Source organism: Escherichia sp. E3659 (assembly GCF_005781135.1).
Taxonomy (GTDB): Bacteria; Pseudomonadota; Gammaproteobacteria; order Enterobacterales; family Enterobacteriaceae; genus Escherichia.
Genome location: NZ_VATQ01000014.1, coordinates 100,534 through 125,971, shown reverse-complemented (window position 1 = coordinate 125,971; position 25,438 = coordinate 100,534). Strand labels below are relative to the sequence as shown.

Sequence of the window (25,438 nt, the reverse complement as noted above, 5' to 3'; positions counted from 1 at the left end):
CGTCACGCTACTCGTCGATGATTGACTCGAACCCACCGTAGATCATTCGTTTACCATCAAATGGCATGGACTCGCCGAACTCTTTCATCCGTGGGTCCGACATCATCTTCTGATTGGCAGCGTCGCGGACCTCTTTTGAAGGGTATTCAATCCAGCTAAAAACCACTTCCTCATTCTCTTCCGCTTTGACCGCCATACGAAAATCGGTCACTTTGCCATTCGGTACATCGCTGGCCCAGCATTCAACAATGCGCAGGGCGCCAAACTCTTTAAACAGCGGCGCGGCCTTTGCGGCCATTTCACGATAGGCATCCTTTTTGTCGGCAGGAACGGCAACCACAAAACCATCAACATACTTCATCAGACATACCTCCGAAGCGTACTGCGCAGCCAGAAAATTCTTGCGGCATCAGTCGTGATTAAAGTTTAGCCATATTGGGATTTTTTGACGAAACGGTGGGGAGGCAGAAATGGGTGGGGGCCCTGCCAGCTACATCCCGGCACACGCGTCATCTGCCTTGGCTGCTTCCTTCCGGACCTGACCTGGTAAACAGAGTAGCGTTGCGGGAGAACCAACAGAGCCCCCATTGAGAGCGTTGAGAACCAACGCGCAGGCGCATTATCACTGCTGCCCCGGCTAATTGCAACCCATTGCGTGCCGGATGCTGGTTTCTTGCGCAATGCGGCTTCACTCGGACGTTTTTCCAGATTATGCTGAAAAATTACCTCAGGAAGAAAAGATGGAAAAAGAAGATTCATTTCCCCAACGCGTGTGGCAAATCGTAGCCGCTATTCCCGAAGGGTATGTCACTACTTACGGCGATGTCGCGAAACTGGCAGGATCGCCCCGTGCCGCGCGCCAGGTGGGCGGTGTGTTAAAGCGCCTGCCCGAAGGCAGCACTTTGCCCTGGCATCGGGTGGTTAACCGCCACGGCACAATCTCATTAACCGGACCAGATTTACAGCGTCAGCGGCAGGCATTACTGGCAGAAGGCGTGATGGTATCGGGAAACGGACAAATCGACTTACAGCGTTATCGCTGGAACTACTAACCCTCTCCGGGCGGAGAGGGTTAACTTCGCTTAATATTGCGTTGGAGCTGGAACTGCCGAAGACGGATTCACCTGAGTTGGTGAAGTCGAAGGTACGGTGGTCATTGCGCCACCGCTGGCCTGAACCGGCACGGCGGTTTGCTGTACCGGCACCAATGTCAGGTCGGCTTTAGTTCCGCCCTGGTTGATCACCGGCTGAACGGTATCGGTAATAAACACCAATTTGTCATTTACGGTAATCGCCGCACTTAACAGAATACGCGCGTTCGGCTGAACGTCTGCCGGGTTAAATGGCAGAACAAAGCTGAATGGCGACTGTTTACCTTCGGTACGCACCGCTTTTTGCGCCAGTACTTTAGACGGCGCATCGGCTAACGACGCGTCAGAAAGTGTCACGGTCAGCACAGCATCGGGAGGCAGTGCGACTTTCTGACGGATCCAGACCGTACCGGAGACATTAGGTTGCTGTATAGCAGGTTGTTGTGTCGCCGCAATAGAGGTATTTGCAGCAGGTGCTGGCGTCTGGATATCCGCGCTTTTATCAGCGCAAGCCGCCAACGCAATCGCAACCGCTAAACCACTGGCCATGTGCACGAGTTTCATTCACGTCTCCTTATTATCAATGCACCAGCGGGCTAACTTTCCTCGCCGGAAGAGTGGTTAACAAAATCGTAACGTCAATAAGTGTGGCACAAATCACGTATTTACGCCTGCATTTAGCCCGTAATTCAGACCATTGCACCCATCGGACCAGTGACAAAATTGCGTTATACTCAACTCACTTTGGCTTGCTGCGGCAGCTTTGTTACTGGAGAGTTAATATGAGTCAGGCCTTAAAAAATTTACTGACATTGTTGAATCTGGAAAAAATTGAGGAAGGACTCTTTCGCGGCCAGAGTGAAGATTTAGGTTTACGCCAGGTGTTTGGCGGCCAGGTCGTGGGTCAGGCCCTGTATGCCGCAAAGGAGACAGTACCCGAAGAGCGTCTGGTGCATTCATTCCACAGCTACTTTCTTCGCCCTGGTGATAGCAAGAAGCCGATTATTTATGATGTCGAAACACTGCGCGACGGCAACAGTTTCAGTGCTCGCCGTGTGGCAGCGATTCAGAACGGCAAACCCATTTTTTATATGACAGCGTCTTTCCAGGCGCCAGAAGTTGGATTCGAACACCAAAAAGAGATGCCTCCGGCCCCAGCGCCTGATGGTTTGCCCTCGGAAACACAGATCGCCCAGTCGCTGGCGCACCTGCTGCCGCCAGTGCTGAAAGATAAATTCATCTGCGATCGTCCGCTGGAAGTGCGTCCGGTGGAATTTCATAACCCACTGAAAGGTCACGTCGCCGCGCCGCATCGTCAGGTGTGGATCCGCGCAAATGGTAGCGTGCCGGATGATCTGCGCGTTCATCAGTATCTGCTGGGGTACGCTTCTGATCTTAACTTCCTGCCGGTAGCTCTACAGCCGCACGGCATCGGTTTTCTCGAACCGGGGATTCAGATAGCCACCATTGACCATTCCATGTGGTTCCATCGACCATTTAATTTAAACGAATGGCTGCTGTATAGCGTGGAGAGCACGTCAGCGTCCAGCGCACGCGGCTTTGTGCGCGGTGAGTTTTATACCCAGGACGGCGTGCTGGTTGCCTCGACCGTTCAGGAAGGGGTAATGCGTAATCACAATTAAAAAAACAGCCGGAGGTGAAAACCGTCCGGCTGCCAGATAGTTGGTAACGTACTTTTGTTGATGCCGGATGCGGCGTAAACGCCTTATCCGGCCAACAAATTATCGTAAATTCAACAAATTGTGATTTTTATTGTAGGCCTGATAAGCGCAGCGCATCAGGCGAAATTGCATTTGATTGCTTGTTACGCGTTATAGGCATTTTCGCCGTGGCTGTTGACGTCCAGCCCTTCTCGCTCCTGTTCTTCCGGCACACGCAGGCCAACCGTCAGATCCGCCAGTTTGTAGCCGATAAATGCCACCACACCGGACCAGACGATCGTAATGGCGATGCTTTCCAGCTGTACCAGCAACTGATGGCCCATCGTCACACCTTCAGCGAAGCCCACGCCGCCCAGCGAGCTGGCGGCAAAAATCCCGGTCATGATACAGCCGACAATGCCACAAACGCCGTGCACACCGAAGACATCGCAAGGATCATCGACCCGCAACAGGCGTTTGAGCATGGTAACGCCCCACAAGCCCGCCAGACCCGCTACCACGCCGATAATCAACGCGCCGCCAACCCCAATGTAGCCACAGGCTGGCGTCACGCCGACCAGACCGGCAATCGCGCCAGAACACGCCCCCAGCAGTGAAGGTTTACCACGCAGCGCCCATTCACCGAAGATCCAGCCAAGAATCGCCGCCGCCGTTGCCACCACAGTATTCACAAATGCCAGTGCTGCGATTTCATTCGCCGTACCCGCTGACCCGGCGTTAAATCCAAACCAACCGATATAGAGAATGGCAGTCCCGGTAAAGACCATCGGCAGGTTGTGCGGTTTAAACGCCTCTTTGCCGAAGCCCACGCGTTTGCCTATCAGATACGCGCCCACCAGACCGGCAATTGCGGCGTTAATGTGCACCACCGTGCCACCCGCGAAATCCAGCGCACCGTGAGAAGCCAGCAAACCACCGCCCCAGACCATATGCGCAATCGGAATGTAAGAGAGCGTCAGCCATACCACCACGAAAATCAACACAGCTGAGAAGCGGATCCGTTCCGCCAGCGCCCCGACTATCAAGCCTACGGTAATGCAGGCAAACGATCCCTGAAACGCCACGTGGATATACTGATAAATGCTGCCCATCACCGCCGTCAGTTCGATGTTTTTCAGCATCAACCAGTTGATGTTGCCAAAGAAGTTGTTGCCCTCACCAAACGCCAGCGAGTAACCGTAAACCACCCAGAGAATACAGACCAGTGCAAACGTCACGGTCACCTGCGTTAGCATCGACAGCACGTTTTTGCCGCGAATCAACCCGCCGTAGAACAGGGCAATCCCCGGAACAGTCATAAACAGTACCAGCGCAGTACAAATCATCATAAACGCATTGTCGGCTTTATCGGCCACCGCAGGTGCAGCCATGACCAGTCCCGGCAGCATCGCCAGTGAAGCAAGCCCAGTTTTTATCGTCGCTATCTTCATTTTTCGTTCCTGTTGCTGTGTGCCAGAGATTACAGCGCCGCTTCGTCGGCTTCGCCGGTACGAATACGAATGACGCGTTGCAATTCAGCGACGAAGATTTTGCCATCGCCAATTTTTCCGGTGTAAGCCGCCTTACTGACGATATCGATCACTTCATCGAGTTGATCATCAGCAATCGCCACATCAATTTTTACTTTTGGCAGGAAATTGACGCTGTATTCCGCGCCCCTGTACAGCTCAGCATGGCCCTTCTGACGCCCGAAACCTTTCACTTCGGTGACGGTCAGGCCCTGAATACCAATGGAAGATAACGCTTCACGAACGTCTTCCAGCTTGAATGGTTTGATTATCACGGTCACCAGCTTCATAGATCCCCTCCGGTCAGAATTCGGTAATGGTTCTGCTACACGAAGAAGGTATTGCAAGCGGTGTGCCAGAAATGAAAAACGAGAAAGAGAGCAGGAAGTTAAGAAGATTGAAAATAAAAACGCACTATGACAGTGCACAGTGCGTTACATTTTTGCACCACCGATGAAATTTTGCGCTAATCAGGCGCTCAGAGATTCATCTTCACGCACGCTGGCTGCCAGCTCTTCGCCCGCAAGTTGCAGTTGATACATCTGCCAGTAGCGCCCCTGGGCGGCCAGCAGTTGCTGGTGAGTACCCTGTTCCACAGCCTGACCACGATGAAGCACCAGAATGGTATCAGCATCAACAATAGTCGATAAGCGGTGAGCAATCACCACAAGCGTAGTATGTTCACGCACCGCCGCCAGAGCATGTTGAATCGCCTGTTCAGTACCGGAGTCAATGCTGGCGGTTGCCTCATCAAGGATCAGGATTTGCGGCGTCTCCACCAGCACGCGTGCCAGTGCCAGCAGTTGCTTTTGCCCGACTGAGAGATTATTCCCCTGCTCGCCCAGCGGCGTATTAATACCGTCGCTCATGCTACGCGCGAGTTCCGCCAGTTGTACCGTTTCCAGCGCCTGCCAGACGCGCTCTTCGGAGATATCACGTCCCAGCGTCACATTGGCAAGGAAAGTATCCGCCAGCACCACCGGATCTTGCTGCACCATCGCCACGCCCTGACGCAGCGCGCTATGACTGAGCGAACTTAACGGACGACCATCAAGGCGAATCTCACCTTCTGTTAGTGGGTAATAGCCCATCAGCAAACTTGCCAGGGTACTTTTGCCGCTACCGGTATGCCCCACCAACGCCACAAAGCTGCGCGAAGGAACGGCAAGATTAATATTTTTTAGCACCAGATTGTCATCGCGATAAGCAAATGACACGTTATCGACTTCGATGGTGCCGCTCTGTAACGGGCGATCATCATTGCCATATTGCTGGCGCGGACCGTCCATCAGCTCAAACACACGTTCGCCAGCAACAACAGCCTGTTGCAGCATCGCCTGTTGCGTGGTCAGTTCGATTAAGGGTTCGTTAAGTCGCCCAAGATAGCTGATAAACGCATACAACACGCCCACTTCAATGGTGCCGCTGGCGGAGAAGCCAAACAGCATCAACAAGCCACAAAGAATGAGCGATGAAAACAGGCTCAGCAGGGGACGCAGTAAAAAGCCGTCCAGCCGTAGCGTTTGCATTCGCGCCATATAGTGTGAACGGCTGGCTTCGCCCATACGTTCGCCAAATCGCGCCTGCTGGCGGAACTGCTGGATGACGCTCATGCCGTTAATAACTTCGTTAAAGCCGTCGTTGATATCAGCCAGATAGGCGCGTACACGGCGGACAATCGGCGTACTGTAACGCTGGTATATCACCATCACCACCAGCACCACCGGGAAAATCATTATCGCCACCAGCGCCATTCGCCAGTCGAGGCTGAACATCGCCACCAGCATCGCGCCTACCAGGGCGGCGCTACGCAGGACAGTTGCCACTACGGTAACGTAGAGATCGCGGATAACTTCAGTATCATTGGTAACGCGGGAAATCACCTGCCCGACCGGCTGAGTATCAAACTCACTCAACGGTTGGCGCAGTGCCGCATCCATCACATCGGTACGTAACTGTTGTACAACGCCTACTGCCGCCCGGTTAAACAACAGCGACTGCGCGTAATGTAGCCCGGCGGCAAACAGTTGCAGTACGACATATGCAGCTGCCAGCCCGACAACCATTTTCAGCGGTAGATTATTTTTGGCCACCATATTGTCGATAAAGTAACTGACGAGCAGCGGGCAGCTCACTTCTGCCGCCGCTGCCACCCACATCATCAACACTGCGATACCCAGCGGTTTGCGCCACGGTGAACCGTAAGCTAACAGGCGCTTCAGAGTCGGCCAGAGTTGGCTAAAACTACGCATCAACGGCCTCCTCATGATTTTCCGGAGCATCGTTGAGCGCCGCTTCCAGTTGTTGATAGCGATACATATCGCGATACCAGCCGCTTTGCTGCGCCAGCACATCATGATCGCCGCGCTGGGCAATATGCCCATGCTGCATCACTATAATTTCACTCGCTTCGGTCAGGGCAGAAAGGCGATGAGCGCTGATAATCACCGTTCTCCCCTGCCCCCACTGGCGCAGGTTATGGAGAATCTGGTATTCCGTGCGACCATCTACCGCCGATAGAGCATCGTCAAGAATGAGGATTTCCGCATTCACCAGCAATGCCCTGGCAATAGAGATTCGCTGTTTTTGCCCACCGGAAAGCATCACGCCGCGCTCGCCCACTTCTGTGTCGTAACCTTGCGGCAGACGCAAAATATCGTCATGCACGCTGGCTAACCGCGCTACGTGTTCAATCTCTTGCTGGGTGGCATTCGGGCAACCCAGCGCGATGTTATTAGCAACCGTGTCAGAAAAAAGGAACGGTGTCTGGCTAACTACCGCCAGGCGACTACGCCAGCTGTCGAGTTGCAACTGCGTCAAAGGAATATCATGAAAACGGATATCACCCTCGGTGACATCAAAATGACGTTGAATTAATGACAGCACAGTACTTTTGCCGGAGCCAGTCGGCCCACAAATTCCCAGCATCTGACCCGGTTTCAGCGCAAAACTGATGTTCTCGAGCGCAGGGTGATGAGTTTGAGGATAGGTAAACTGGCGAATATTCACCTCCAGTTCACCACGACCTTCTGGCACCTTATCTTTACCATCAATAACGACTGGCGCTTCGGCCAGCATGGTACGAATTCGGCTATACGCCGCGCTGCCACGCTCCACAATGTTAAACATCCACGCCAGCGCCAGCATCGGCCAAATCATCAAACCAAGGTACATCATAAAACTGGTGAGCTGGCCCAACGTTAAGCTGCCCTGCACGACCATCCAACTACCACCGCCAATCGCCAGTAAATTCGCCATGCCAATCGCGATATAAATGGTCGGATCGAAACGAGCATCAATGCGCGCTACTCGCATGTTTTTCTTACCGGTATCTTCGGCATCTGCGGCGAACAGTGCAGACTGGCGATCTTCCAGACCAAAGGATTTAATCATGCGAATACTGGTCAGACTCTCCTGGGTACGATCGTTAAGGCTGGAAAAGGCGGCTTGTGCCAGCTTAAAGCGTTCATGCAACGCATCGCCATTACGTTTAATCATGATTGCCATCACTGGCATCGGCAACAGCGCTATTAAAGTTAACTGCCAGCTAATCTGCGTTGACATCATTATCAGCACTGCGCAACCCATCACCAGCGAATCCACCAGCGTTAGCACCCCTTCACCGGCGGCAAATACCACACGATCGACGTCATTTGTCGCACGGGCCATAAGGTCGCCCGTGCGATGACGTAGATAAAACTCTGGATGCTGGCGGCTTAGCTGGCGGTAATAGTCTTCACGCAGTTCAACAGCCAGTTGATAAGACGCGCCGAACAACAGTACGCGCCAGACGTAGCGCAGGAGATAAACCACGACTGCAATCAACACCATGGTGGCGATCCACATCAGGATCTGCCCGGTAGTAAACTGTTTTTCTGTCACGCCATCGACAACAATACCAACGACTTTTGGCGGGATCAGTTGCAGAATCGCAATAATGACAAGCAAGGCGACAGCCCCGAGATAGCGGCGCCATTCCCGGCGGAAATACCAGCTTAGTTGAGCAAATAATCGCACGCGTTATGTCCTGACCTGATCCTGGAGAATTATTCGATAGGTAACGAGGTAGTGTACTTAATCTGTTCCATCGCGAAGCTGGAAGTGACGTCCGAAAGCCCTGGCACACTGTTAACCAGACGCTTATAAAACTCATCGTAGCGCTTCATATCAGCAACCTGAACCCGCATCAGATAATCGTATTCACCGGCCATGCGCCAGAAACCGAGAACCTCCGGCATTTCCGTGACGACCGTAACAAAGCGACAATACCATTCACTGCTGTGATGTTGCGTTTTAATCAGCACAAAAGCCGTCAGACCCAGGCCAATTTTTTCCGGATCCAGCAACGCGACTTTGCCGATAAGAATACCGTCATCTTCCAACCGTTTCAGACGCTTCCAGCAAGGCGTGGTTGTCAGATTAACGGCTTCTGCCAGTGCCTGCAAAGAAAGGGTGCAATCCTGCTGTAATAAGGCCAGCAGCTTACGGTCAATTTTATCTAACATAGCCAATCCACAGAGAATTATTTTCTCTTTTGATTCTATTTTAAAGGCCAAATAGCGACAATTTATTCCGTGCGATTTCACAGAGAATGCACAAAATGACAAATTCGGGGCAAAAAAAACCGGGCAGTTGCCCGGTGCTGGAAGGGATCTCGTTATTCGGGGGAATAAGGTAGATGTGGATTATCCAGCCAGTGCGTCAAAAAGTGAGAGACAGCCTGATTACGGCAGTGTCCAATCACCGGTAAATGAGGGAGTTCCGCGCGCAATTGCGGCATCGCATTACCCATAATGAAGCCCTTACCGACGCTGCCTAACATTTCGCGATCATTCATCGCGTCACCAAAGGCCATACAGTCACGCAGCGAAAAACCTAAATGTTGGGTCAGCATAGTCAACGCAGCGCCTTTATTGCAGCCCACCGGCAGCACTTCCAGGCAATCAGTCGCGGAAAAACACAAATGTGCATGCTCACCTAAAGCTTCGTGTAGTTGGATCTGCAAGCGTGCAAGATCGTCGTGATCGCCACAGAAACAGATCTTGGTGACACTGCCGAGTGGCATTTTTTTGACATCGATTATCTGATAACGAAAACCGCTATAGACAAATGCCTGCAACAGCGCAGGGATCTCTTTCCCGGTAAACCAACCATCGTCATTGAAGATATGCATGCTGGCTCGGGTATCCCATTGCTGATACAGCACCAGCTCCGCCACATCCGCAGGTAAATCATCACGATGTAAAAGTTCGCCTTCCAGAGAGTGCACACGCGTGCCGTTGCCGGTAATTAAATACGCATCCAGCGATAGCGCCCCGAGAATATGCTGCATCTCCAACGCATGACGCCCCGTAGCAAATGTAAGGGTAATATCGCGTTCACGCAGGCGCGCCAGAGTAGAGAGAGTTTTCTCACCTAAATGATGGTCAGGCATCAATAAAGTGCCGTCCATATCAAATGCTGCCAGACGAGCCATTTCTTTCTCCACTCTGTGACACGGTTAATGGTGATTGAGTATCACTTGATATATACGGAAGTAATAGTGAATAGATAAAAAATATTGTTCCGGGTTTATATGCGACTGCTTAATCGTCTTAACCAGTATCAACGTTTGTGGCAGCCTTCCGCCGGAGCACCACAATCCGTTACCGTCAGCGAACTGGCAGAACGTTGCTTTTGCAGCGAACGCCATGTACGCACATTGTTACGTCAGGCGCAGGATGCGGGATGGCTGGAGTGGCAGGCGCAATCCGGGCGCGGAAAACGCGGGCAACTGCGCTTTCTGGTGACGCCGGAATCCTTGCGCAATACGATGATGGAACAGGCGCTGGAAAGTGGAAAACAACAGGATGTACTGGAACTCGCGCAGCTAGCGCCTGGCGAACTGCGTACCATGTTACAACCGTTTATGGGCGGGCAATGGCAAAACGATACCCCGACATTGCGTATTCCTTATTATCGCCCGCTCGAACCACTGCAACCGGGTTTTTTAGCCGGACGTGCCGAACAGCATCTCGCCGGGCAAATTTTTTCCGGCCTGAGCCGTTTCGACAATAACTCCCAACGCCCAATTGGCGATTTAGCGCATCACTGGGAAACTTCTGCTGACGGGTTACGCTGGGATTTTTATCTTCGCTCAACTCTACATTGGCATAACGGTGATGCAGTAAAAGCAACACAGCTACATCAACGCTTGCTGATGCTGCTACAGTTGCCTGCCCTGAGGCAGTTATTTATTAGCGTGCAGCGTATTGAAGTCACCCACCCGCAGTGTCTGACCTTCTTTTTAAATCGTCCCGATTACTGGCTGGCACACCGACTGGCGAGCTATTGCTGCCATCTGGCGCATCCGCAATTACCACTGGTAGGAACCGGACCTTTCCGCTTAACACAATTCACACCGGAGCTGGTGCGCCTCGAAAGCCATGATTATTACCATTTACGTCATCCGCTACTAAAAGCGGTTGAGTACTGGATAACCCCGCCGCTTTTTGAAAAAGATTTGGGTACGAGTTGTCGGCATCCCGTCCAAATCACCATCGGCAAACCAGAGGAATTGCCACGGGTCAGTCAGGTCAGTAGCGGCATCAGTTTAGGTTTTTGCTATTTAACGTTGCGCAAAAGCCCCCGACTGACCCTCTGGCAGGCACGAAAAGTGATCACCATTATTCATCAATCCGGTTTACTACAAACGTTAGAAGTCGGAGAAAATCTGATCACCGCCAGTCATGCATTGCTGCCAGGCTGGACTATTCCACAATGGAAGGTACCGGAGGAAGTCAAACTACCTGAAACGCTGACGCTGGTTTATCACCTGCCGGTGGAACTTCATGTGATGGCAGAACAGTTACGAACGACGCTGGCGGCAGAAGGTTGCGAGCTAAAGATTATTTTTCATAACGCGAAAAACTGGGATGGAGCCACGCCACTGGCGCAAGCAGACCTCATGATGGGCGACAGATTAATTGGCGAAGCGCCGGAATATACCCTTGAACAGTGGCTGCGCTGCGATCCGCTGTGGCCACATGTTTTTACTGCCAGTACATACGCACATCTACAATCGACACTGGATGCCGTGCAAATAATGCCTGATGAAGAAAACCGATTTAATGCCCTGAAAACGGTGTTTAGCCAGTTAATGGCAGATGCGACGCTGACGCCGCTATTCAACTATCACTATCGCATTAGCGCCCCTCCCGGCGTGAACGGTGTGCGACTGACACCGCGCGGCTGGTTTGAATTTACCGAGGCCTGGCTACCCGCACCGTCGCAATGAAGAGCTGGCCCGGGTTAACCGCAGGCGTTACCATAACGTTTTATCGATTTAGCAGGATGATTTATGAAACGTGCTGTCGTTGTATTCAGTGGGGGCCAGGACTCTACAACCTGTCTGGTGCAGGCATTGCAACAATATGATGAAGTCCATTGCGTGACGTTTGATTACGGTCAGCGCCATCGCGCAGAGATCGACGTCGCGCGCGATCTGGCGCTGAAACTGGGCGCACGCGCGCATAAGGTGCTGGATGTCACCCTGCTTAACGAGCTGGCAGTCAGCAGTCTAACGCGTGACAGCATTCCAGTGCCAGATTATGAACCTGAAGCCGATGGCATCCCGAATACGTTTGTTCCAGGGCGTAATATTTTGTTCCTGACGCTCGCGGCGATTTACGCATATCAGGTGAAAGCCGAAGCGGTGATCACCGGCGTCTGCGAAACAGATTTCTCCGGCTACCCGGATTGCCGCGATGAATTTGTGAAAGCACTAAACCATGCCGTCAGTTTGGGCATGGCGAAAGATATTCGTTTTGAAACGCCGCTGATGTGGATTGATAAAGCGGAAACCTGGGCGCTGGCGGATTATTACGGCAAGCTGGATTTAGTGCGTAACGAAACACTGACCTGCTATAACGGCATCAAAGGCGATGGTTGCGGTCATTGTGCTGCATGTAATCTGCGTAGTAATGGGTTGAATCATTATCTGGCCGATAAACCGGCTGTGATGGCGGCGATGAAGCAGAAAACAGGGTTGAAGTAATTATTCCGGGTGTTGCCGGATGCGGCTTGAGCATCCGGCACAACAAAATGTTTACTTAACCATCTGCTCCAGCTTTTCGCGCAGCTCCCCTTCCAGAGCTAAAGCCTTCTGCGTTTTAAGATCGATACAGACAAACGTGATAAGCGCATCCGCGACCACCTGCCCTTCCGGCTCCAGAGTGATGACCTGGCTTAAGATGCCGCTTTTACCGTTTAATTGCTGTAACTGGCTCGTAATGGTTAACAAGTCACTTAATACCGCCGGGCGGCGATAGTTGATATTGATATTCACCACCACGAAAGCGATGTTATGGGCGGTCATCCATTGAAAACTGTCGCTGTTTTCCAGTCCATCCCAGCGGGCTTCTTCGAGAAACTCAAGGTAGCGGGCGTTGTTTACGTGCTGGTAGACGTCGAGATGATATCCACGAACTTTGATTTGTGTTTGCATAGCGCAATAACCTTACGTTGTTGTTATAAGTACAGAGGCCATAACTGGTATGACCTCTTCAGTCTGGCAAAAAATTGCCACTATGCAAATTAATTACAGGGTTAATATCGCCAGATTACGCTCCACCAGCGAATTACCCATCCCCGGCACCTGCTTCAGATCCTCCACCGTTTTAAATGGGCCATACTCTTCGCGATAACTGACAATCGCCTGCGCTTTCTTCAGGCCAACGCCATTCATCGCGCGGGCTAGCTCTTCCGCGCTGGCATTATTAATGCTGACTCTGGTGCCTTCTTCATCACTGGCTTTCGCCGGTACTGCCGCTTTGCTTTGTGCTGCAGGGGCTTCCGCTTTGGTTTCGACCGCCGCCGGTTTCGCTGCAGGAGCTGCCGCCAGTGCGCTATGAGACATTCCGGCACAGGCCAGGGACAGGGTAATGAGCAGTGCTTTGATTCCGTGTTTCATACTGTTTTCTCCTTGTTTGTTAACAGTGGAATCACCTTAACGGCAGTGAAAACAGTAAACAAATGGCAATGTTCAGAAATGGAAAAGGCCGCGAAAGCGACCTTTTCTTGTTACAGCTACAAAGCATTTTTTTGCGAGGCGGCTTCAGGATTATTGCTGTTCCAGCGCATCGCCAATTTTGATTTTCGCCTCTTTACGCAGGTTACTCATCAGAGCTTCAAAGACGATTTGTGCGTTGTTTTGGGTAATGCCCTGCACCATCGCTTTTTTCTGCTCTTCCGGCATTGAACCTTGTTTCACTTCGTCCAGCGCCAGCAGAACGACATTGCCCTGCATATCGGTCGCCATACCGTAGCTCGGTTTGTCTTTCGCTGGCAGAGGCAGTGCAAATGCCGCCAGGCTAATCGGGTCACGACCAGAACGGCTTAAGGTTTTCGGCTCACCAAATTTCACACCGGCAGCCTGCATAGCTTCCGCACCTTTGCCCGCTTTCAGATCAACCAGCAGTTTTTCAGCATCGATTTTCGCTTGCTGTTCAGCTTTGTTGTGCTGAACCATCGCTTTAACCTGTTCCTGAACATCTGCCAGCGGTTTAACCGCTTCCGGTTTATGCTCACTGATACGCAGAACGAATGCACGATCGCCATCTACGGTGATGATGTCAGAGTTGATGCCCGGCGCGCCGTTTTCACCAATCAGACCGCCGTTAAAGATAGCGTCCGCAACCGGCTTGAAGTTTAACTCTTCCGGCAGCTTATCTTTGCTGAACCAGCCAGTCTGAGTAGCTTTAACGCCCGCTGCCTGCTCTGCACCTGCCAGAGATTCAGTGTCGTTGCTTGCTGCATCGCTTATTTTCTGTTGCAGCGCGTAGTATGCATCCAGCGCTTTTTCGTGTTTCACTTTCGCTGCGATGTCGTCACGCACTTCGTCTAACGACTTCACTTTTGCTGGCTGAATGTCATCCAGACGGACGATCAGGAAACCTACCGAGGATTTGATCACGCCAGAAAGCTGACCTTTTTCTTTCAGACCGGCATTTTTCAGCTCGTCCGGAGTGGTGGCGTCTTCTAACCAACCCATATCACCGCCGTTACGGGCAGAGATAATATCGGCAGATTTTTCTTTTGCTAACGCGGCAAAATCACCGCCTTTGTTCAGCGCATCAAGTACGGCTTTCGCTTCATCTTCAGTTTTGGTCTGGATGATGCTGTAGCGCGTGCGCTGCGGCTGGGTGAATTGATCCTGATGCTGATCGTAGTAGCTCTGGATATCCGCATCGCTAACCGGTTGCTGCATCGTGGCGGCATCCAGCTTGATGTAGCTCACGCGGAACTGTTCCGGAGTCATGAAATTGTTTTTGTTTTGCTCGTAGTAGCTGGCGATTTCTGGTTCGGTCACAGCTTGCTTAGCCGCCAGCGCATTAACGTCGATAGTCGCTTCACGCACTACACGTTGTTGAGCGACCAGTGCAGCCAGTTCGTCAGTTTCACCTTTCAACATAAAGTCGGTGCCGGCAACGCCAGCAATCAGCTGTTGGGTGGTGAGCTGGTTACGCAGCGCCTGCGCGTACTGATCGGCACTCATTCCCATTCGGTTGAGGATATCGTTGTAGCGGCTGTTATCGAACTTGCCGTCAACCTGGAAAGCCGGGGTCGCGAAAATCGCTTGCTTGACCTGCTCATCGCTGATACCCAGTTTCAGTTCGCGAGCGTACTGATCCAGCAGCGCCTCGTCGATAAGACGATTCAGCACCTGTTGACGCAGGGTTTTCATATAGCCTTCGTTCGCCGCCAGCTCGGAGTATTGATCGCCCAGCTGTTGCTGCATGCGATTACGCTCGCTGTTGAAGGCGTTCTCGAACTGCCCACGGCTGATTTCCTGGTCATTCACTTTTGCGGCGTAGTTATTGCCTCCGCCAATCAGGTAACCACTCACGCCGGTCAATATGAACGACACGATAATGATACCGAAAATAATCTTGAGCACGAGACTGTTTGCAGCCGTGCGTAAGCTGTCCATCATGGTGTAACAACACTCCGCTGTAGATGACTGTATACCTCACGCAACTTATCGCTGCGCGCAAAGGCCTATTGTGACAAGAAACGGGGGCAATTGTCAGCCCACAATGCGCAGAAAGTCACGGAATACAAATAAAAAAGGCACATCAGTAGATGCGCCCTTGAACTTCGTCACATCCCCAATGGGGACAACACTTAGTTTACCGCGTCTTTCAGTGCTTTACCTGCACGGAAGCTCGGTACTTTAGCTGCAGCGATGGTGATCTCTTTACCGGTCTGCGGGTTGCGACCAGTACGGGCAGCACGCTCTTTAACGGCAAAAGTACCAAAACCTACCAGTGCTACATCATCCCCTTCTTTCAGGGATTCAGTTACGGAAGCAATAATAGCATCTAACGCACGGCCAGCCGCAGCTTTAGAGATATCAGCCCCTGCAGCAATCTTGTCAATCAATTGAGATTTATTCACTCTTCTCTTCCTCTTTATAATTTATCTCGCACTTGAATCCTTCAAGGTGCGAACGCGCAGCAGTTATATCAGGCCAGCCATCCCCTTACAACACCCCTTAATAAGGGCAAGCCTAATCCGCCCTCTAACTTAACGAGACAAAAAAAGGCTGGCAAGTCCGAATTTACCTGCCAGCCCTTTTTTTATTAGTGCATTTTGCGCGAGGTCACTATTTTGCGGTTACAACCTGCATGCCAGACGGCTCATTTTGCAACGCGAGAGTCAGAACTTCCTCAATACGTTTCACCGGATGAATGTCCAGATCGGCAATAACATTGTCTGGAATCTCTTCCAGATCGCGTTTATTTTCGTGCGGAATTAACACAGTTTTAATTCCACCACGATGCGCCGCCAGCAGTTTTTCTTTCAAACCGCCGATTGGTAACACTTGGCCACGCAAGGTTATCTCGCCCGTCATCGCCACATCGGCGCGAACCGGGTTACCGGTCAGGCAAGAAACCAGCGCAGTGCACATGGCAATACCAGCGCTCGGACCATCTTTCGGCGTCGCACCTTCCGGTACGTGCACATGGATGTCGCGTTTTTCGTAAAAATCTGGATTGATCCCCAGTTTTTCCGCACGCGCACGAACCACCGTTAACGCCGCCTGAATGGACTCTTGCATCACTTCGCCCAGCGAACCGGTATAAGTGAGTTTACCTTTGCCTGGTACACACGCAGTTTCGATGGTCAGTAAGTCGCCGCCGACTTCTGTCCACGCCAGACCCGTTACCTGACCGACGCGGTTTTCGTTATCCGCGCGACCATAGTCGAAACGTTGTACGCCGAGGTAGTCATGCAGGTTATCGCCGTTAATTTCGATATGTTTTAATGACTTATCGAGAAGTAACTGCTTAACCGCTTTACGGCACAGTTTGGAGATTTCACGCTCCAGACCACGCACGCCTGCCTCACGGGTGTAGTAACGAATAATGCCGATAATGGCGCTATCGTCGACGGTAAGCTCACCTTTTTTCAGCGCATTACGTTCAATCTGCTTCGGCAGCAAGTGACGTTTGGCGATGTTCAGTTTTTCATCTTCGGTATAACCGGAGAGGCGAATCACTTCCATACGATCCAGCAGCGGTGCCGGAATGTTCATGGAGTTCGACGTCGCGACAAACATCACGTCACTCAGGTCGTAATCCACTTCCAGGTAATGGTCGCTGAACGCCACGTTCTGCTCTGGATCCAACACTTCAAGCAGTGCAGAAGCCGGATCGCCACGCATGTCAGAAGACATTTTGTCGATCTCATCGAGCAGGAACAGCGGGTTTTTCACGCCCACTTTCGCCATTTTCTGGATCAATTTACCCGGCATAGAACCGATGTAAGTACGGCGGTGACCACGGATTTCCGCTTCATCACGCACGCCGCCCAGTGCCATACGGACATATTTACGTCCTGTGGCTTTGGCGATGGACTGCCCCAGGGACGTTTTACCTACCCCCGGCGGCCCTACCAGGCAGAGGATCGGCCCCTTGATTTTGTTTACACGGCTTTGAACCGCGAGGTACTCAAGGATACGATCTTTCACGCGCTCCAGACCATAATGATCGGTATCGAGGATTTCTTGCGCCTGACGCAGGTCTTTTTTGACCTTGCTACGCGCATTCCACGGCACCTGTACCATCCAGTCGATATAACCACGCACCACGGTTGCTTCTGCCGACATCGGAGACATCATTTTCAGCTTCTGCAGTTCTGCTTCCGCTTTTTCTTTTGCCTCTTTCGGCATTTTCGCCGCGTCGATTTTGCGCTTCAGGGCTTCGTTTTCGTCCGGCGCGTCGTCCATTTCGCCGAGTTCTTTCTGAATGGCTTTCATCTGCTCGTTCAGATAGTACTCACGCTGGGATTTCTCCATCTGCTTTTTCACGCGGTTACGAATACGTTTCTCAACCTGCAGCAGATCGATTTCCGACTCCATCATCGCCATCAGATATTCCAGACGCTCGTTAACGTCGGACATCTCAAGAACAGACTGTTTGTCAGCCAGTTTCAGCGGCATATGCGCGGCAATGGTATCTGCCAGACGCGCAGGATCGTCGATGCTGTTAAGCGACGTCAGCACTTCTGGTGGGATTTTCTTATTCAGCTTGATGTAGCCTTCGAACTGGCTGATTGCAGTACGCACCAGCACTTCCTGTTCCCGCTCCTCAATGGTCGGCGATTCCAGATACTCCGCCTTCGCAGAAAAGTGTTCGCCATTGTCAGAGAGCGCAGAAATACGCGCGCGCTGTAACCCCTCGACCAGCACTTTGACGGTGCCGTCAGGCAGCTTCAGCATCTGCAATATAGAGGCCACGGTCCCGACGGTGAAAAGATCGTTTACACCCGGCTCATCCGTTGAAGCTTCTTTCTGCGCGACCAGCATAATTTTTTTATCATGGTCCATCGCCGCTTCCAGACAACGGATAGATTTTTCCCGCCCGACAAATAAGGGGATGACCATGTGCGGATAAACCACCACATCGCGCAGCGGCAATACGGGGATTTCAATGCGTTCAGAACGCTCAGGATTCATAGAGCTCTCTCTTAGTTTAATTTCCGCCAGGTAATCAGATGACACGACTGTGCTTCACGCCATCTATTAACATGTACGTCAGTATATGGGGATGTTTCCCCCACATTCAACGTCGAGAATAGAGGAAAAATGAAAGGGGAGATAAAATCCCCCCTTTTTGGTTAACTGACTGTATGCGAATGGTTAATTATTCACCAGATGCCTGTTGCGCTTCCGGCTTACCATAAATCAGCAGCGGTTTGCTTTGGCCATCAATTACCGATTCGTCGATAACCACTTTTTCGACATCTTCCATGGACGGCAGATCGTACATGGTATCGAGCAGTGCGGCTTCTACGATGGAGCGCAGACCACGTGCACCGGTTTTACGCGCCATCGCTTTCTTAGCGATAGCATCCAGCGCCTCGTCACGGAACTCCAGATCAACGCCCTCAAGATTAAACAACGCCTGATATTGCTTGGTCAGGGCGTTTTTCGGCTCTTTAAGGATCTGAATCAGGGCTTCTTCGCTCAGTTCATTCAGCGTTGCTACAACTGGCAGACGACCGATGAACTCAGGGATCAGACCAAATTTGATCAGATCTTCCGGTTCTACCTGCGCCAGCAGTTCGCCTTCACTTGCTTTGTCGGACTTCGCTTTTACCGTCGCGCCAAAACCAATGCCGGAGCCGGTTTCTACACGATGGGAAATCACTTTATCCAGACCAGCAAACGCACCACCACAGATAAACAGTATCTTAGAGGTGTCTACCTGCAAGAACTCCTGCTGCGGATGCTTACGCCCGCCCTGCGGTGGAACGGCAGCAACTGTACCTTCGATCAGTTTCAACAGTGCCTGCTGTACGCCTTCACCGGAAACGTCACGGGTAATAGACGGGTTGTCAGACTTACGTGAAATCTTGTCAATTTCATCGATGTAGACAATACCGCGCTGCGCTTTCTGTACGTCGTAGTCGCACTTCTGCAACAGCTTCTGAATGATGTTTTCAACGTCTTCGCCCACATAACCGGCTTCGGTCAGTGTAGTCGCATCGGCCATAGTGAACGGAACATCCAGCAGGCGTGCCAGCGTTTCAGCCAGCAGCGTTTTACCGGAACCGGTCGGACCGATCAGCAGAATGTTACTTTTGCCCAACTCGACGCCATTGCTGGTATCGCCATTGCGCAGACGTTTGTAGTGGTTGTATACCGCGACCGCCAGCACTTTTTTCGCCTGTTCCTGACCGATTACGTAATCGTCCAGATGGTTGCGAATTTCATGCGGCGTCGGTAGCGCACTGCGTTCACGATGCGGTGCAACTTCTTTAATCTCTTCGCGAATGATGTCGTTACATAAATCAACACATTCGTCGCAGATATACACGGATGGTCCGGCAATCAGCTTGCGCACTTCATGCTGGCTTTTGCCGCAAAAAGAGCAGTACAACAGTTTGCCTGAGCCATCTTTGCGTTTATCTGTCATGGGTCAAAACCTCTTCTTTGTTCTTTGTGCCGCACACGACGACGCAAATGCCATTCTCAGGCGCAAGTCGCTTATAGCGTTGTGCCGCCCTGGATAAGTATAGCGGCACAGTTGCGCCTCTGGCATCAATTACGATGGGTCAGAATCGAATCGACCAGACCGTATTCCACCGCTTCAGGGGCGGAAAGGAAGCGATCGCGCTCGGTATCTCGTTCAATCTGTTCTAATGATTGACCCGTATGGAGCGCCATAAGTTCATTCATGCGCCCTTTAACTTTCAGAATCTCACGGGCATGAATTTCGATATCGGTCGCCTGGCCCTGATAGCCGCCCAGCGGCTGGTGAATCATCACGCGCGAGTTCGGCAGGCAGAAACGTTTACCTTTTGCCCCTGCGGTCAGCAGGAATGCGCCCATCGAGGCCGCCTGGCCCATACAGATGGTGCTGACATCAGGCTTGATAAACTGCATGGTGTCATAGATAGACATCCCGGCAGTGATCACTCCGCCTGGGGAGTTAATGTACAGATAGATATCTTTTTCTGGGTTTTCCGCTTCCAGGAACAGCATCTGCGCCACAATCAGGTTAGCCATGTGGTCTTCAACCTGGCCAGTCAGAAAAATGACACGTTCCTTAAGTAGACGAGAATAGATATCAAAAGAGCGCTCACCGCGTGAGGTCTGTTCAATGACCATCGGCACCAGCGCCATATGGGGTGCAAAGTTATCTCGTTCGCCGCTGTATGACATTTCCGTCTCCTGGATAAAATTGAAAAAACCTGCTGTACCGATTGTAACCTTATGGACGGATTATCAGCTAGTCCCTGTGTTATGGGTACGGCATCACCATATTTCAAGCATAACAATCTTTTGTTGTTACGCTAACACCGAAAGAGCGTTTTCGCACGGTTCCATGCAAAATTCATGACAAAAAAAAGCCCACCACCTGGCGGTGACGGGCCTTTGTGCGAATTTAGCGCGTTATGCTGCGTAAATTACGCCTGCTGGTTCATCAGCTCGTTGAAAGTGGTTTCTTTTTCAGTCACTTTCGCTTTCGCCAGTACAGCTTCTACAGCCTGTTCTTCCAGAGCAACATTGCGCATGTTGTCCATCAGTTCTTTGTTTTTGCTGTAGAACTCGATAACTTCTTTCGGATCTTCGTACGCAGAAGCCATCTCTTCGATCAAGCCTTTCACGCGCTCTTCGTCAGCTTTCAGCTCGTTGGTGCGGATAACTTCGCCCAGCAGCAGGCCAACAACTACGCGGCGTTTAGCCTGTTCTTCGAACAGTTCACGCGGCAGTTCCAGCGCTTGTTTCTCGTTACCGCCGAAACGCTGTGCAGCCTGACGACGCAGAACGTCGATTTCGCTGTCGATCAGCGCAGCCGGTACGTCGATGTCGTTAGCTTTTACCAGACCTTCGATCGCCTGAGACTTAACGCGGTTACGGATGGCGCTCTTCAGTTCGCGCTCCATGTTTTTACGCACTTCAGCGCGCAGACCTTCTACGGAACCATCTTCAACGCCGAAACGTTTGATGAATTCTGCAGTCAGTTCCGGCAGTTCACGCTCTTCAACTTTCTTCAGGTTGATAGCGAATTTCGCTGCTTTACCCTTCAGGTTTTCTGCGTGGTATTCTTCCGGGAAGGTCACGTCGATGGTGAACTCTTCGCCAGCTTTGTGGCCTTTGATACCGTCTTCAAAGCCCGGGATCATGCGACCCTGACCCATCGCCAGTACGAAATCAGACGCTTTACCGCCTTCGAACTCTTCGCCGTCAACTGAACCGGTGAAGTCGATGGTTACGCGGTCTTCTGCTTCAACAGCGCCGTCTTTTTCTTTCCAGGTCGCCTGCTGTTTACGCAGAGTATCCAGCATGCCGTCAACGTCAGCGTCGGTCACTTCCACGATCGGTTTTTCAACTTCGATCGCTTCCAGACCCTGCAATTCAACTTCCGGATACACTTCAAACTCTACAGAGTAGGTGAAGTCTTCACCCAGCTTGTATTCGCCCGGAACATAGGTCGGTGCGCCAGCCGGATTGATTTTTTCTTTAATGATGGCGTCAATGAAGTTACGGCTCATCAGGTCGCCCAGAACGTCCTGGCGTACAGACGCGCCATAACGCTGAGCAACGATATTCATTGGCACTTTGCCTTTACGGAAGCCGTCAATACGTACTTTTTTCGCAACGTTGACCAGCTCGCTTTTAACAGCGGTTTCGATGCTGTCAGCAGCGATAGTAATCGTTACACGGCGGCCAAGGCCTTGAGTGGTTTCAACTGAAACTTGCATCTTGTTACCTCAAAAAATCACAGTGCTCGGTCAACTCTTACCCCGCAAGCACAGGTTGTTGGCTTCGCGGTACCGGGATGTTCTTATAATCAATCACATTCCCTGTTACCAGAATCATCCCGAAAGCATTCAAATAGGACGCGGCATTATAGCGGCATCACTTTTATGAGTCGAGAACGGTTATTGCGCGCTACCGCGTATTTTTTCACAATTCCCGGGGAATTTTCGTCTGAATGCTGGGCAAAAAGCACAAAATCCAGACAAAACAAAACGGCCCGCAGGCCGTTTTTCATAAAATCTTTAGCAACATACTGGAAAAGCGCTGACGGTTGCAAATGCGTTTTTACGCGATGCTTCCTGCTCCACGACAGGGAGGAGAGGCAAAAATGGTATCCTGCAACCCTTCCCATTCCTTAATAGTGTAAGTATGCAGAGCCAGCGCATGAACGGTAGTAGAGAGTTCCTCCGCTAAAGTACTGTAAATCATTCGATGACGATTCAGAAAACGTTCACCCGTAAAACGATCGCTGACCAGCACAACTTTAAAATGGCTTTCAGAGCCGGCTGGGACATTGTGACGATAGCTTTCATCCACAACTTCGAGGAATACGGGTTGGAACGACGCCCTTAATTTTTCTTCTATCCGCTCACGTATCATCATGAAATATCTCCTCCGACAACGCTGAGATGTCACCCATCCCTTTAAATACTAGCCGCTTTTACCGTTACCATTACAGCTTAGCAACAAATATTTAGCTTTCGTCCCAGTTTTTCAGTCAACCGTATGAAGTTTACTGATTTAAAGATTAATTCACAGGCTGCACACGAGTGATTCTTTTACTCACGGTGATTATTTCGTCAACACGATGAATTTACATGCCTTACCCACTTCCCCTCGTCGTTGGCAATGTTATGATGGCGAGAATTTTTACCAAACACGCTTACCAGTCTCTGAGAGCCAGAACATGTTCAAAAAAATCCTCTTCCCATTAGTTGCTCTGTTTATGCTTGCAGGATGCGCAACACCACCAACGACGATTGACGTTTCCCCAACGATGACGCTGCCGCAGCAGGATCCAAGCCTGATGGGCGTCACCGTTAGCATTAATGGTGCCGATCAACGTACCGATCAGGCGCTGGCGAAAGTGACCCGCGATAACCAGATTGTCACCCTGACCGCCTCTCGCGATTTGCGTTTCCTGCTGCAAGAAGTGCTGGAAAAACAAATGACCGCGCGTGGTTACATGGTCGGCCCAAATGGTCCGGTTAATCTGCAAATCATCGTTAGCCAACTGTATGCTGACGTGTCCCAGGGTAACGTGCGTTACAACATCGCCACTAAAGCAGATATCGCCATCATCGCCACCGCGCAGAATGGCAACAAGATGACCAAAAACTATCGTGCCAGCTACAACGTTGAAGGCGCTTTTCAGGCTTCCAACAAAAATATCGCCGATGCGGTTAACAGTGTGCTGACCGACACCATTGCTGACATGTCTCAGGACACCAGCATTCACGAATTCATCAAGCAGAACGCGCGTTAATTTCTGCCCTCTGGCCCGGTGCAAACCGGGCCTGTAGACGCCCATGTCCAGTCAATATTTACGTATTTTCCAACAGCCACGTTCAGCCATTTTGCTGATCCTGGGTTTTGCATCCGGGCTACCGCTAGCCCTGACATCCGGCACGTTACAGGCGTGGATGACCGTTGAGAATATCGATCTTAAAACCATCGGTTTCTTCTCTCTGGTAGGCCAGGCTTATGTATTTAAATTTCTCTGGTCCCCGCTGATGGACCGCTACACCCCACCGTTCCTCGGACGTCGGCGCGGTTGGCTGCTCGCTACACAAACTCTATTGTTACTGTCCATTGCGGCGATGGGTTTTCTCGAACCTGGCACCCAATTACGCTGGATGGCAGCTCTGGCGGTGGTGATCGCTTTTTGCTCCGCCTCCCAGGATATCGTCTTTGATGCCTGGAAAACGGATGTGCTTCCAGCGGAAGAACGCGGCGCAGGTGCGGCAATCAGCGTGCTGGGGTATCGCCTGGGGATGCTGGTATCCGGCGGCCTGGCTTTATGGCTGGCGGATAAATGGCTGGGCTGGCAAGGCATGTACTGGTTGATGGCGGCGCTGCTGATCCCCTGTATTATCGCGACACTGCTTGCACCAGAACCAACCGACACCATTCCTGTACCCAAAACGCTGGAACGAGCCGTTGTAGCACCATTGCGTGATTTCTTTGGCCGCAATAACGCATGGCTGATTCTGCTTTTAATCGTACTGTACAAACTGGGCGATGCTTTCGCCATGAGCCTGACAACCACGTTTTTGATTCGCGGCGTCGGATTTGATGCCGGCGAAGTGGGTGTAGTTAACAAAACGCTCGGTCTACTGGCGACCATCGTCGGCGCATTGTTCGGCGGAATTTTAATGCAGCGCCTGTCATTGTTCCGTGCGCTCATGATTTTCGGCCTTTTACAAGGTGCGTCCAACGCCGGTTACTGGCTACTTTCCGTGACTGATAAGCATCTCTACAGCATGGGCGCGGCTGTCTTTTTCGAAAATCTGTGTGGCGGGATGGGAACATCAGCATTTGTGGCGCTATTAATGACCCTGTGTAATAAGTCATTTTCCGCTACCCAGTTCGCCCTGCTCTCGGCGCTTTCTGCTGTAGGACGGGTTTATGTAGGACCAGTAGCAGGTTGGTTTGTTGAAGCTCACGGCTGGCCGACGTTCTATCTGTTCTCTGTTGCCGCCGCCGTACCTGGACTTATTTTGCTGCTGGTTTGCCGCCGCACGCTGGAGTACACATGGGTCAATAACGACTTTATCCCTCGTACCGGGTATCCGGCAGGTTATGCCTTTGCCATGTCGACGTTGGCAACGGGCGTCAGTCTGTTAGCCGTGTGGTTACTGCTATTGACGATGGACGCGCTGGATTTGACCCACTTCTCTTTCCTGCCTGCTCTGCTGGAAGTCGGCGTTTTAATCGCCCTGGGCGGAGTCGTGCTTGGTGGTTTGCTGGATTATCTGGCGCTACGAAAAACACATCTGACGTAATCTGTGAATATTATTTAGCTGTAGTAATCACCCGGCGTAATTATTACGGCTAAATAAACATCAGCATCGCTTAATAATATTTGTTCTTTTGTGCGGCTTAGATTTCTAAATTTATTGACGCCATTTATAGATTCTATTTTTCTTACACGATTCAGCTAATGACACTTTATTTCTTCTCACCTGAGTTGTCACCTCAATGATAATTATTTGTTAAATAATTGTTTTATTTTGAGATTGGTTATACCAATTGCCCTGCCACCCCCCTTCCGCGCGCCCCTTTCGTTATAACGCCCTTTTGCAACAGCTTCTTAAAACCAACCTGATATGTTTTGCAACATAT

23 protein-coding genes and 1 other RNA gene are annotated in these 25,438 nt (G+C 51.3%); 6 read left to right on the top strand and 18 right to left on the bottom strand.

Translation table 11 applies throughout. The features are described from left to right. Positions 1-7: 7 nt before the first annotated feature. Together FEK47_RS11850 and ffs are read right to left on the bottom strand one after the other, a co-directional pair. A complete protein-coding gene (locus tag FEK47_RS11850; protein ID WP_064529090.1) occupies positions 8-361 on the bottom strand; it encodes a DUF1428 domain-containing protein in 354 nt (117 codons plus the stop codon). Between the two features lie 120 nt (positions 362-481). Further along, an RNA gene (gene ffs / locus FEK47_RS11845) (signal recognition particle sRNA small type) lies at positions 482-578 on the bottom strand. Between the two features lie 162 nt (positions 579-740). Here ffs and FEK47_RS11840 point away from each other — a divergent pair. Next, positions 741-1,052 carry an MGMT family protein gene (locus tag FEK47_RS11840; RefSeq protein ID WP_130215477.1) on the top strand — a complete coding sequence of 104 codons (312 nt, stop codon included), beginning with the start codon at positions 741-743 and terminating at the stop codon, positions 1,050-1,052. A 30-nt stretch (positions 1,053-1,082) separates the two neighbouring features. Here FEK47_RS11840 and FEK47_RS11835 read toward each other — a convergent pair whose 3' ends face one another. Further along, positions 1,083-1,655, bottom strand: a complete 573-nt coding sequence (locus tag FEK47_RS11835; protein WP_130258548.1) for a YbaY family lipoprotein — start codon at positions 1,653-1,655, stop codon at positions 1,083-1,085. A 218-nt stretch (positions 1,656-1,873) separates the two neighbouring features. On the opposite strand from FEK47_RS11835, the gene tesB reads away from it, so the two are divergent. Continuing rightward, the gene (gene tesB / locus FEK47_RS11830) at positions 1,874-2,734 is read left to right on the top strand and encodes an acyl-CoA thioesterase II (RefSeq protein WP_130223207.1); all 861 of its coding nucleotides are present in this window, start codon (positions 1,874-1,876) and stop codon (positions 2,732-2,734) included. 182 nt (positions 2,735-2,916) lie between these two features. On the opposite strand, the gene amtB is transcribed toward tesB, so the two are convergent. The 6 genes from amtB to cof form a co-directional block, all read right to left on the bottom strand. After that, positions 2,917-4,203, bottom strand: a complete 1,287-nt coding sequence (amtB, locus tag FEK47_RS11825; RefSeq protein WP_130215471.1) for an ammonium transporter AmtB — start codon at positions 4,201-4,203, stop codon at positions 2,917-2,919. A gap of 29 nt (positions 4,204-4,232) precedes the next feature. Further along, positions 4,233-4,571, bottom strand: a complete 339-nt coding sequence (gene glnK, locus FEK47_RS11820) for a P-II family nitrogen regulator (RefSeq protein WP_000780338.1) — start codon at positions 4,569-4,571, stop codon at positions 4,233-4,235. Between the two features lie 180 nt (positions 4,572-4,751). Continuing rightward, positions 4,752-6,533 carry a SmdB family multidrug efflux ABC transporter permease/ATP-binding protein gene (locus FEK47_RS11815; protein ID WP_130223209.1) on the bottom strand — a complete coding sequence of 594 codons (1,782 nt, stop codon included), beginning with the start codon at positions 6,531-6,533 and terminating at the stop codon, positions 4,752-4,754. Then, positions 6,526-8,298, bottom strand: a complete 1,773-nt coding sequence (locus FEK47_RS11810) for a SmdA family multidrug ABC transporter permease/ATP-binding protein (RefSeq protein ID WP_135486576.1) — start codon at positions 8,296-8,298, stop codon at positions 6,526-6,528. Before FEK47_RS11810 ends, FEK47_RS11815 begins: the two co-directional genes overlap by 8 nt. Before the next feature lie 29 nt (positions 8,299-8,327). Further along, entirely contained in the window at positions 8,328-8,786 is a 459-nt protein-coding gene (gene decR, locus FEK47_RS11805; protein WP_000884589.1) for a DNA-binding transcriptional regulator DecR, read from the bottom strand. Between the two features lie 152 nt (positions 8,787-8,938). After that, entirely contained in the window at positions 8,939-9,757 is an 819-nt protein-coding gene (cof, locus tag FEK47_RS11800) for an HMP-PP phosphatase (protein WP_135486577.1), read from the bottom strand. Positions 9,758-9,856: 99 nt separating this feature from the next. Between cof and FEK47_RS11795 the strand changes: the two genes are divergently transcribed. Beyond that, positions 9,857-11,557, top strand: a complete 1,701-nt coding sequence (locus FEK47_RS11795) for an SgrR family transcriptional regulator (RefSeq protein ID WP_135486578.1) — start codon at positions 9,857-9,859, stop codon at positions 11,555-11,557. Between the two features lie 63 nt (positions 11,558-11,620). Further along, the gene (queC, locus tag FEK47_RS11790) at positions 11,621-12,316 is read left to right on the top strand and encodes a 7-cyano-7-deazaguanine synthase QueC (RefSeq protein ID WP_130223217.1); all 696 of its coding nucleotides are present in this window, start codon (positions 11,621-11,623) and stop codon (positions 12,314-12,316) included. Positions 12,317-12,367: 51 nt separating this feature from the next. On the opposite strand, the gene fadM is transcribed toward queC, so the two are convergent. The 9 genes from fadM to bolA form a co-directional block, all read right to left on the bottom strand. Beyond that, positions 12,368-12,766, bottom strand: coding sequence for a long-chain acyl-CoA thioesterase FadM (fadM, locus tag FEK47_RS11785; RefSeq protein ID WP_001194534.1), 399 nt, complete (start codon positions 12,764-12,766; stop codon positions 12,368-12,370). 93 nt (positions 12,767-12,859) lie between these two features. After that, positions 12,860-13,231, bottom strand: a complete 372-nt coding sequence (locus FEK47_RS11780) for a helix-hairpin-helix domain-containing protein (RefSeq protein WP_135486579.1) — start codon at positions 13,229-13,231, stop codon at positions 12,860-12,862. A gap of 150 nt (positions 13,232-13,381) precedes the next feature. Next, entirely contained in the window at positions 13,382-15,253 is a 1,872-nt protein-coding gene (gene ppiD / locus FEK47_RS11775; RefSeq protein ID WP_138183192.1) for a peptidylprolyl isomerase, read from the bottom strand. 191 nt (positions 15,254-15,444) lie between these two features. Beyond that, the gene (hupB, locus tag FEK47_RS11770; RefSeq protein ID WP_254892905.1) at positions 15,445-15,735 is read right to left on the bottom strand and encodes a nucleoid-associated protein HU-beta; all 291 of its coding nucleotides are present in this window, start codon (positions 15,733-15,735) and stop codon (positions 15,445-15,447) included. Positions 15,736-15,925: 190 nt separating this feature from the next. Next, positions 15,926-18,280, bottom strand: coding sequence for an endopeptidase La (gene lon / locus FEK47_RS11765; RefSeq protein ID WP_130215455.1), 2,355 nt, complete (start codon positions 18,278-18,280; stop codon positions 15,926-15,928). A 187-nt stretch (positions 18,281-18,467) separates the two neighbouring features. Continuing rightward, a complete protein-coding gene (gene clpX, locus FEK47_RS11760; RefSeq protein ID WP_000130305.1) occupies positions 18,468-19,742 on the bottom strand; it encodes an ATP-dependent protease ATP-binding subunit ClpX in 1,275 nt (424 codons plus the stop codon). Between the two features lie 125 nt (positions 19,743-19,867). Continuing rightward, entirely contained in the window at positions 19,868-20,491 is a 624-nt protein-coding gene (gene clpP / locus FEK47_RS11755) for an ATP-dependent Clp endopeptidase proteolytic subunit ClpP (RefSeq protein ID WP_000122253.1), read from the bottom strand. A gap of 245 nt (positions 20,492-20,736) precedes the next feature. Continuing rightward, on the bottom strand, positions 20,737-22,035 hold the full coding sequence (gene tig / locus FEK47_RS11750; protein ID WP_001198386.1) for a trigger factor: 1,299 nt from the start codon (positions 22,033-22,035) through the stop codon (positions 20,737-20,739). A gap of 343 nt (positions 22,036-22,378) precedes the next feature. Then, entirely contained in the window at positions 22,379-22,696 is a 318-nt protein-coding gene (gene bolA, locus FEK47_RS11745) for a transcriptional regulator BolA (RefSeq protein WP_130215453.1), read from the bottom strand. A gap of 304 nt (positions 22,697-23,000) precedes the next feature. Between bolA and FEK47_RS11740 the strand changes: the two genes are divergently transcribed. Continuing rightward, entirely contained in the window at positions 23,001-23,579 is a 579-nt protein-coding gene (locus tag FEK47_RS11740; RefSeq protein ID WP_130206262.1) for a lipoprotein, read from the top strand. 43 nt (positions 23,580-23,622) lie between these two features. Continuing rightward, positions 23,623-25,098, top strand: a complete 1,476-nt coding sequence (ampG, locus tag FEK47_RS11735; protein ID WP_135403883.1) for a muropeptide MFS transporter AmpG — start codon at positions 23,623-23,625, stop codon at positions 25,096-25,098. Positions 25,099-25,438: the final 340 nt, after the last annotated feature.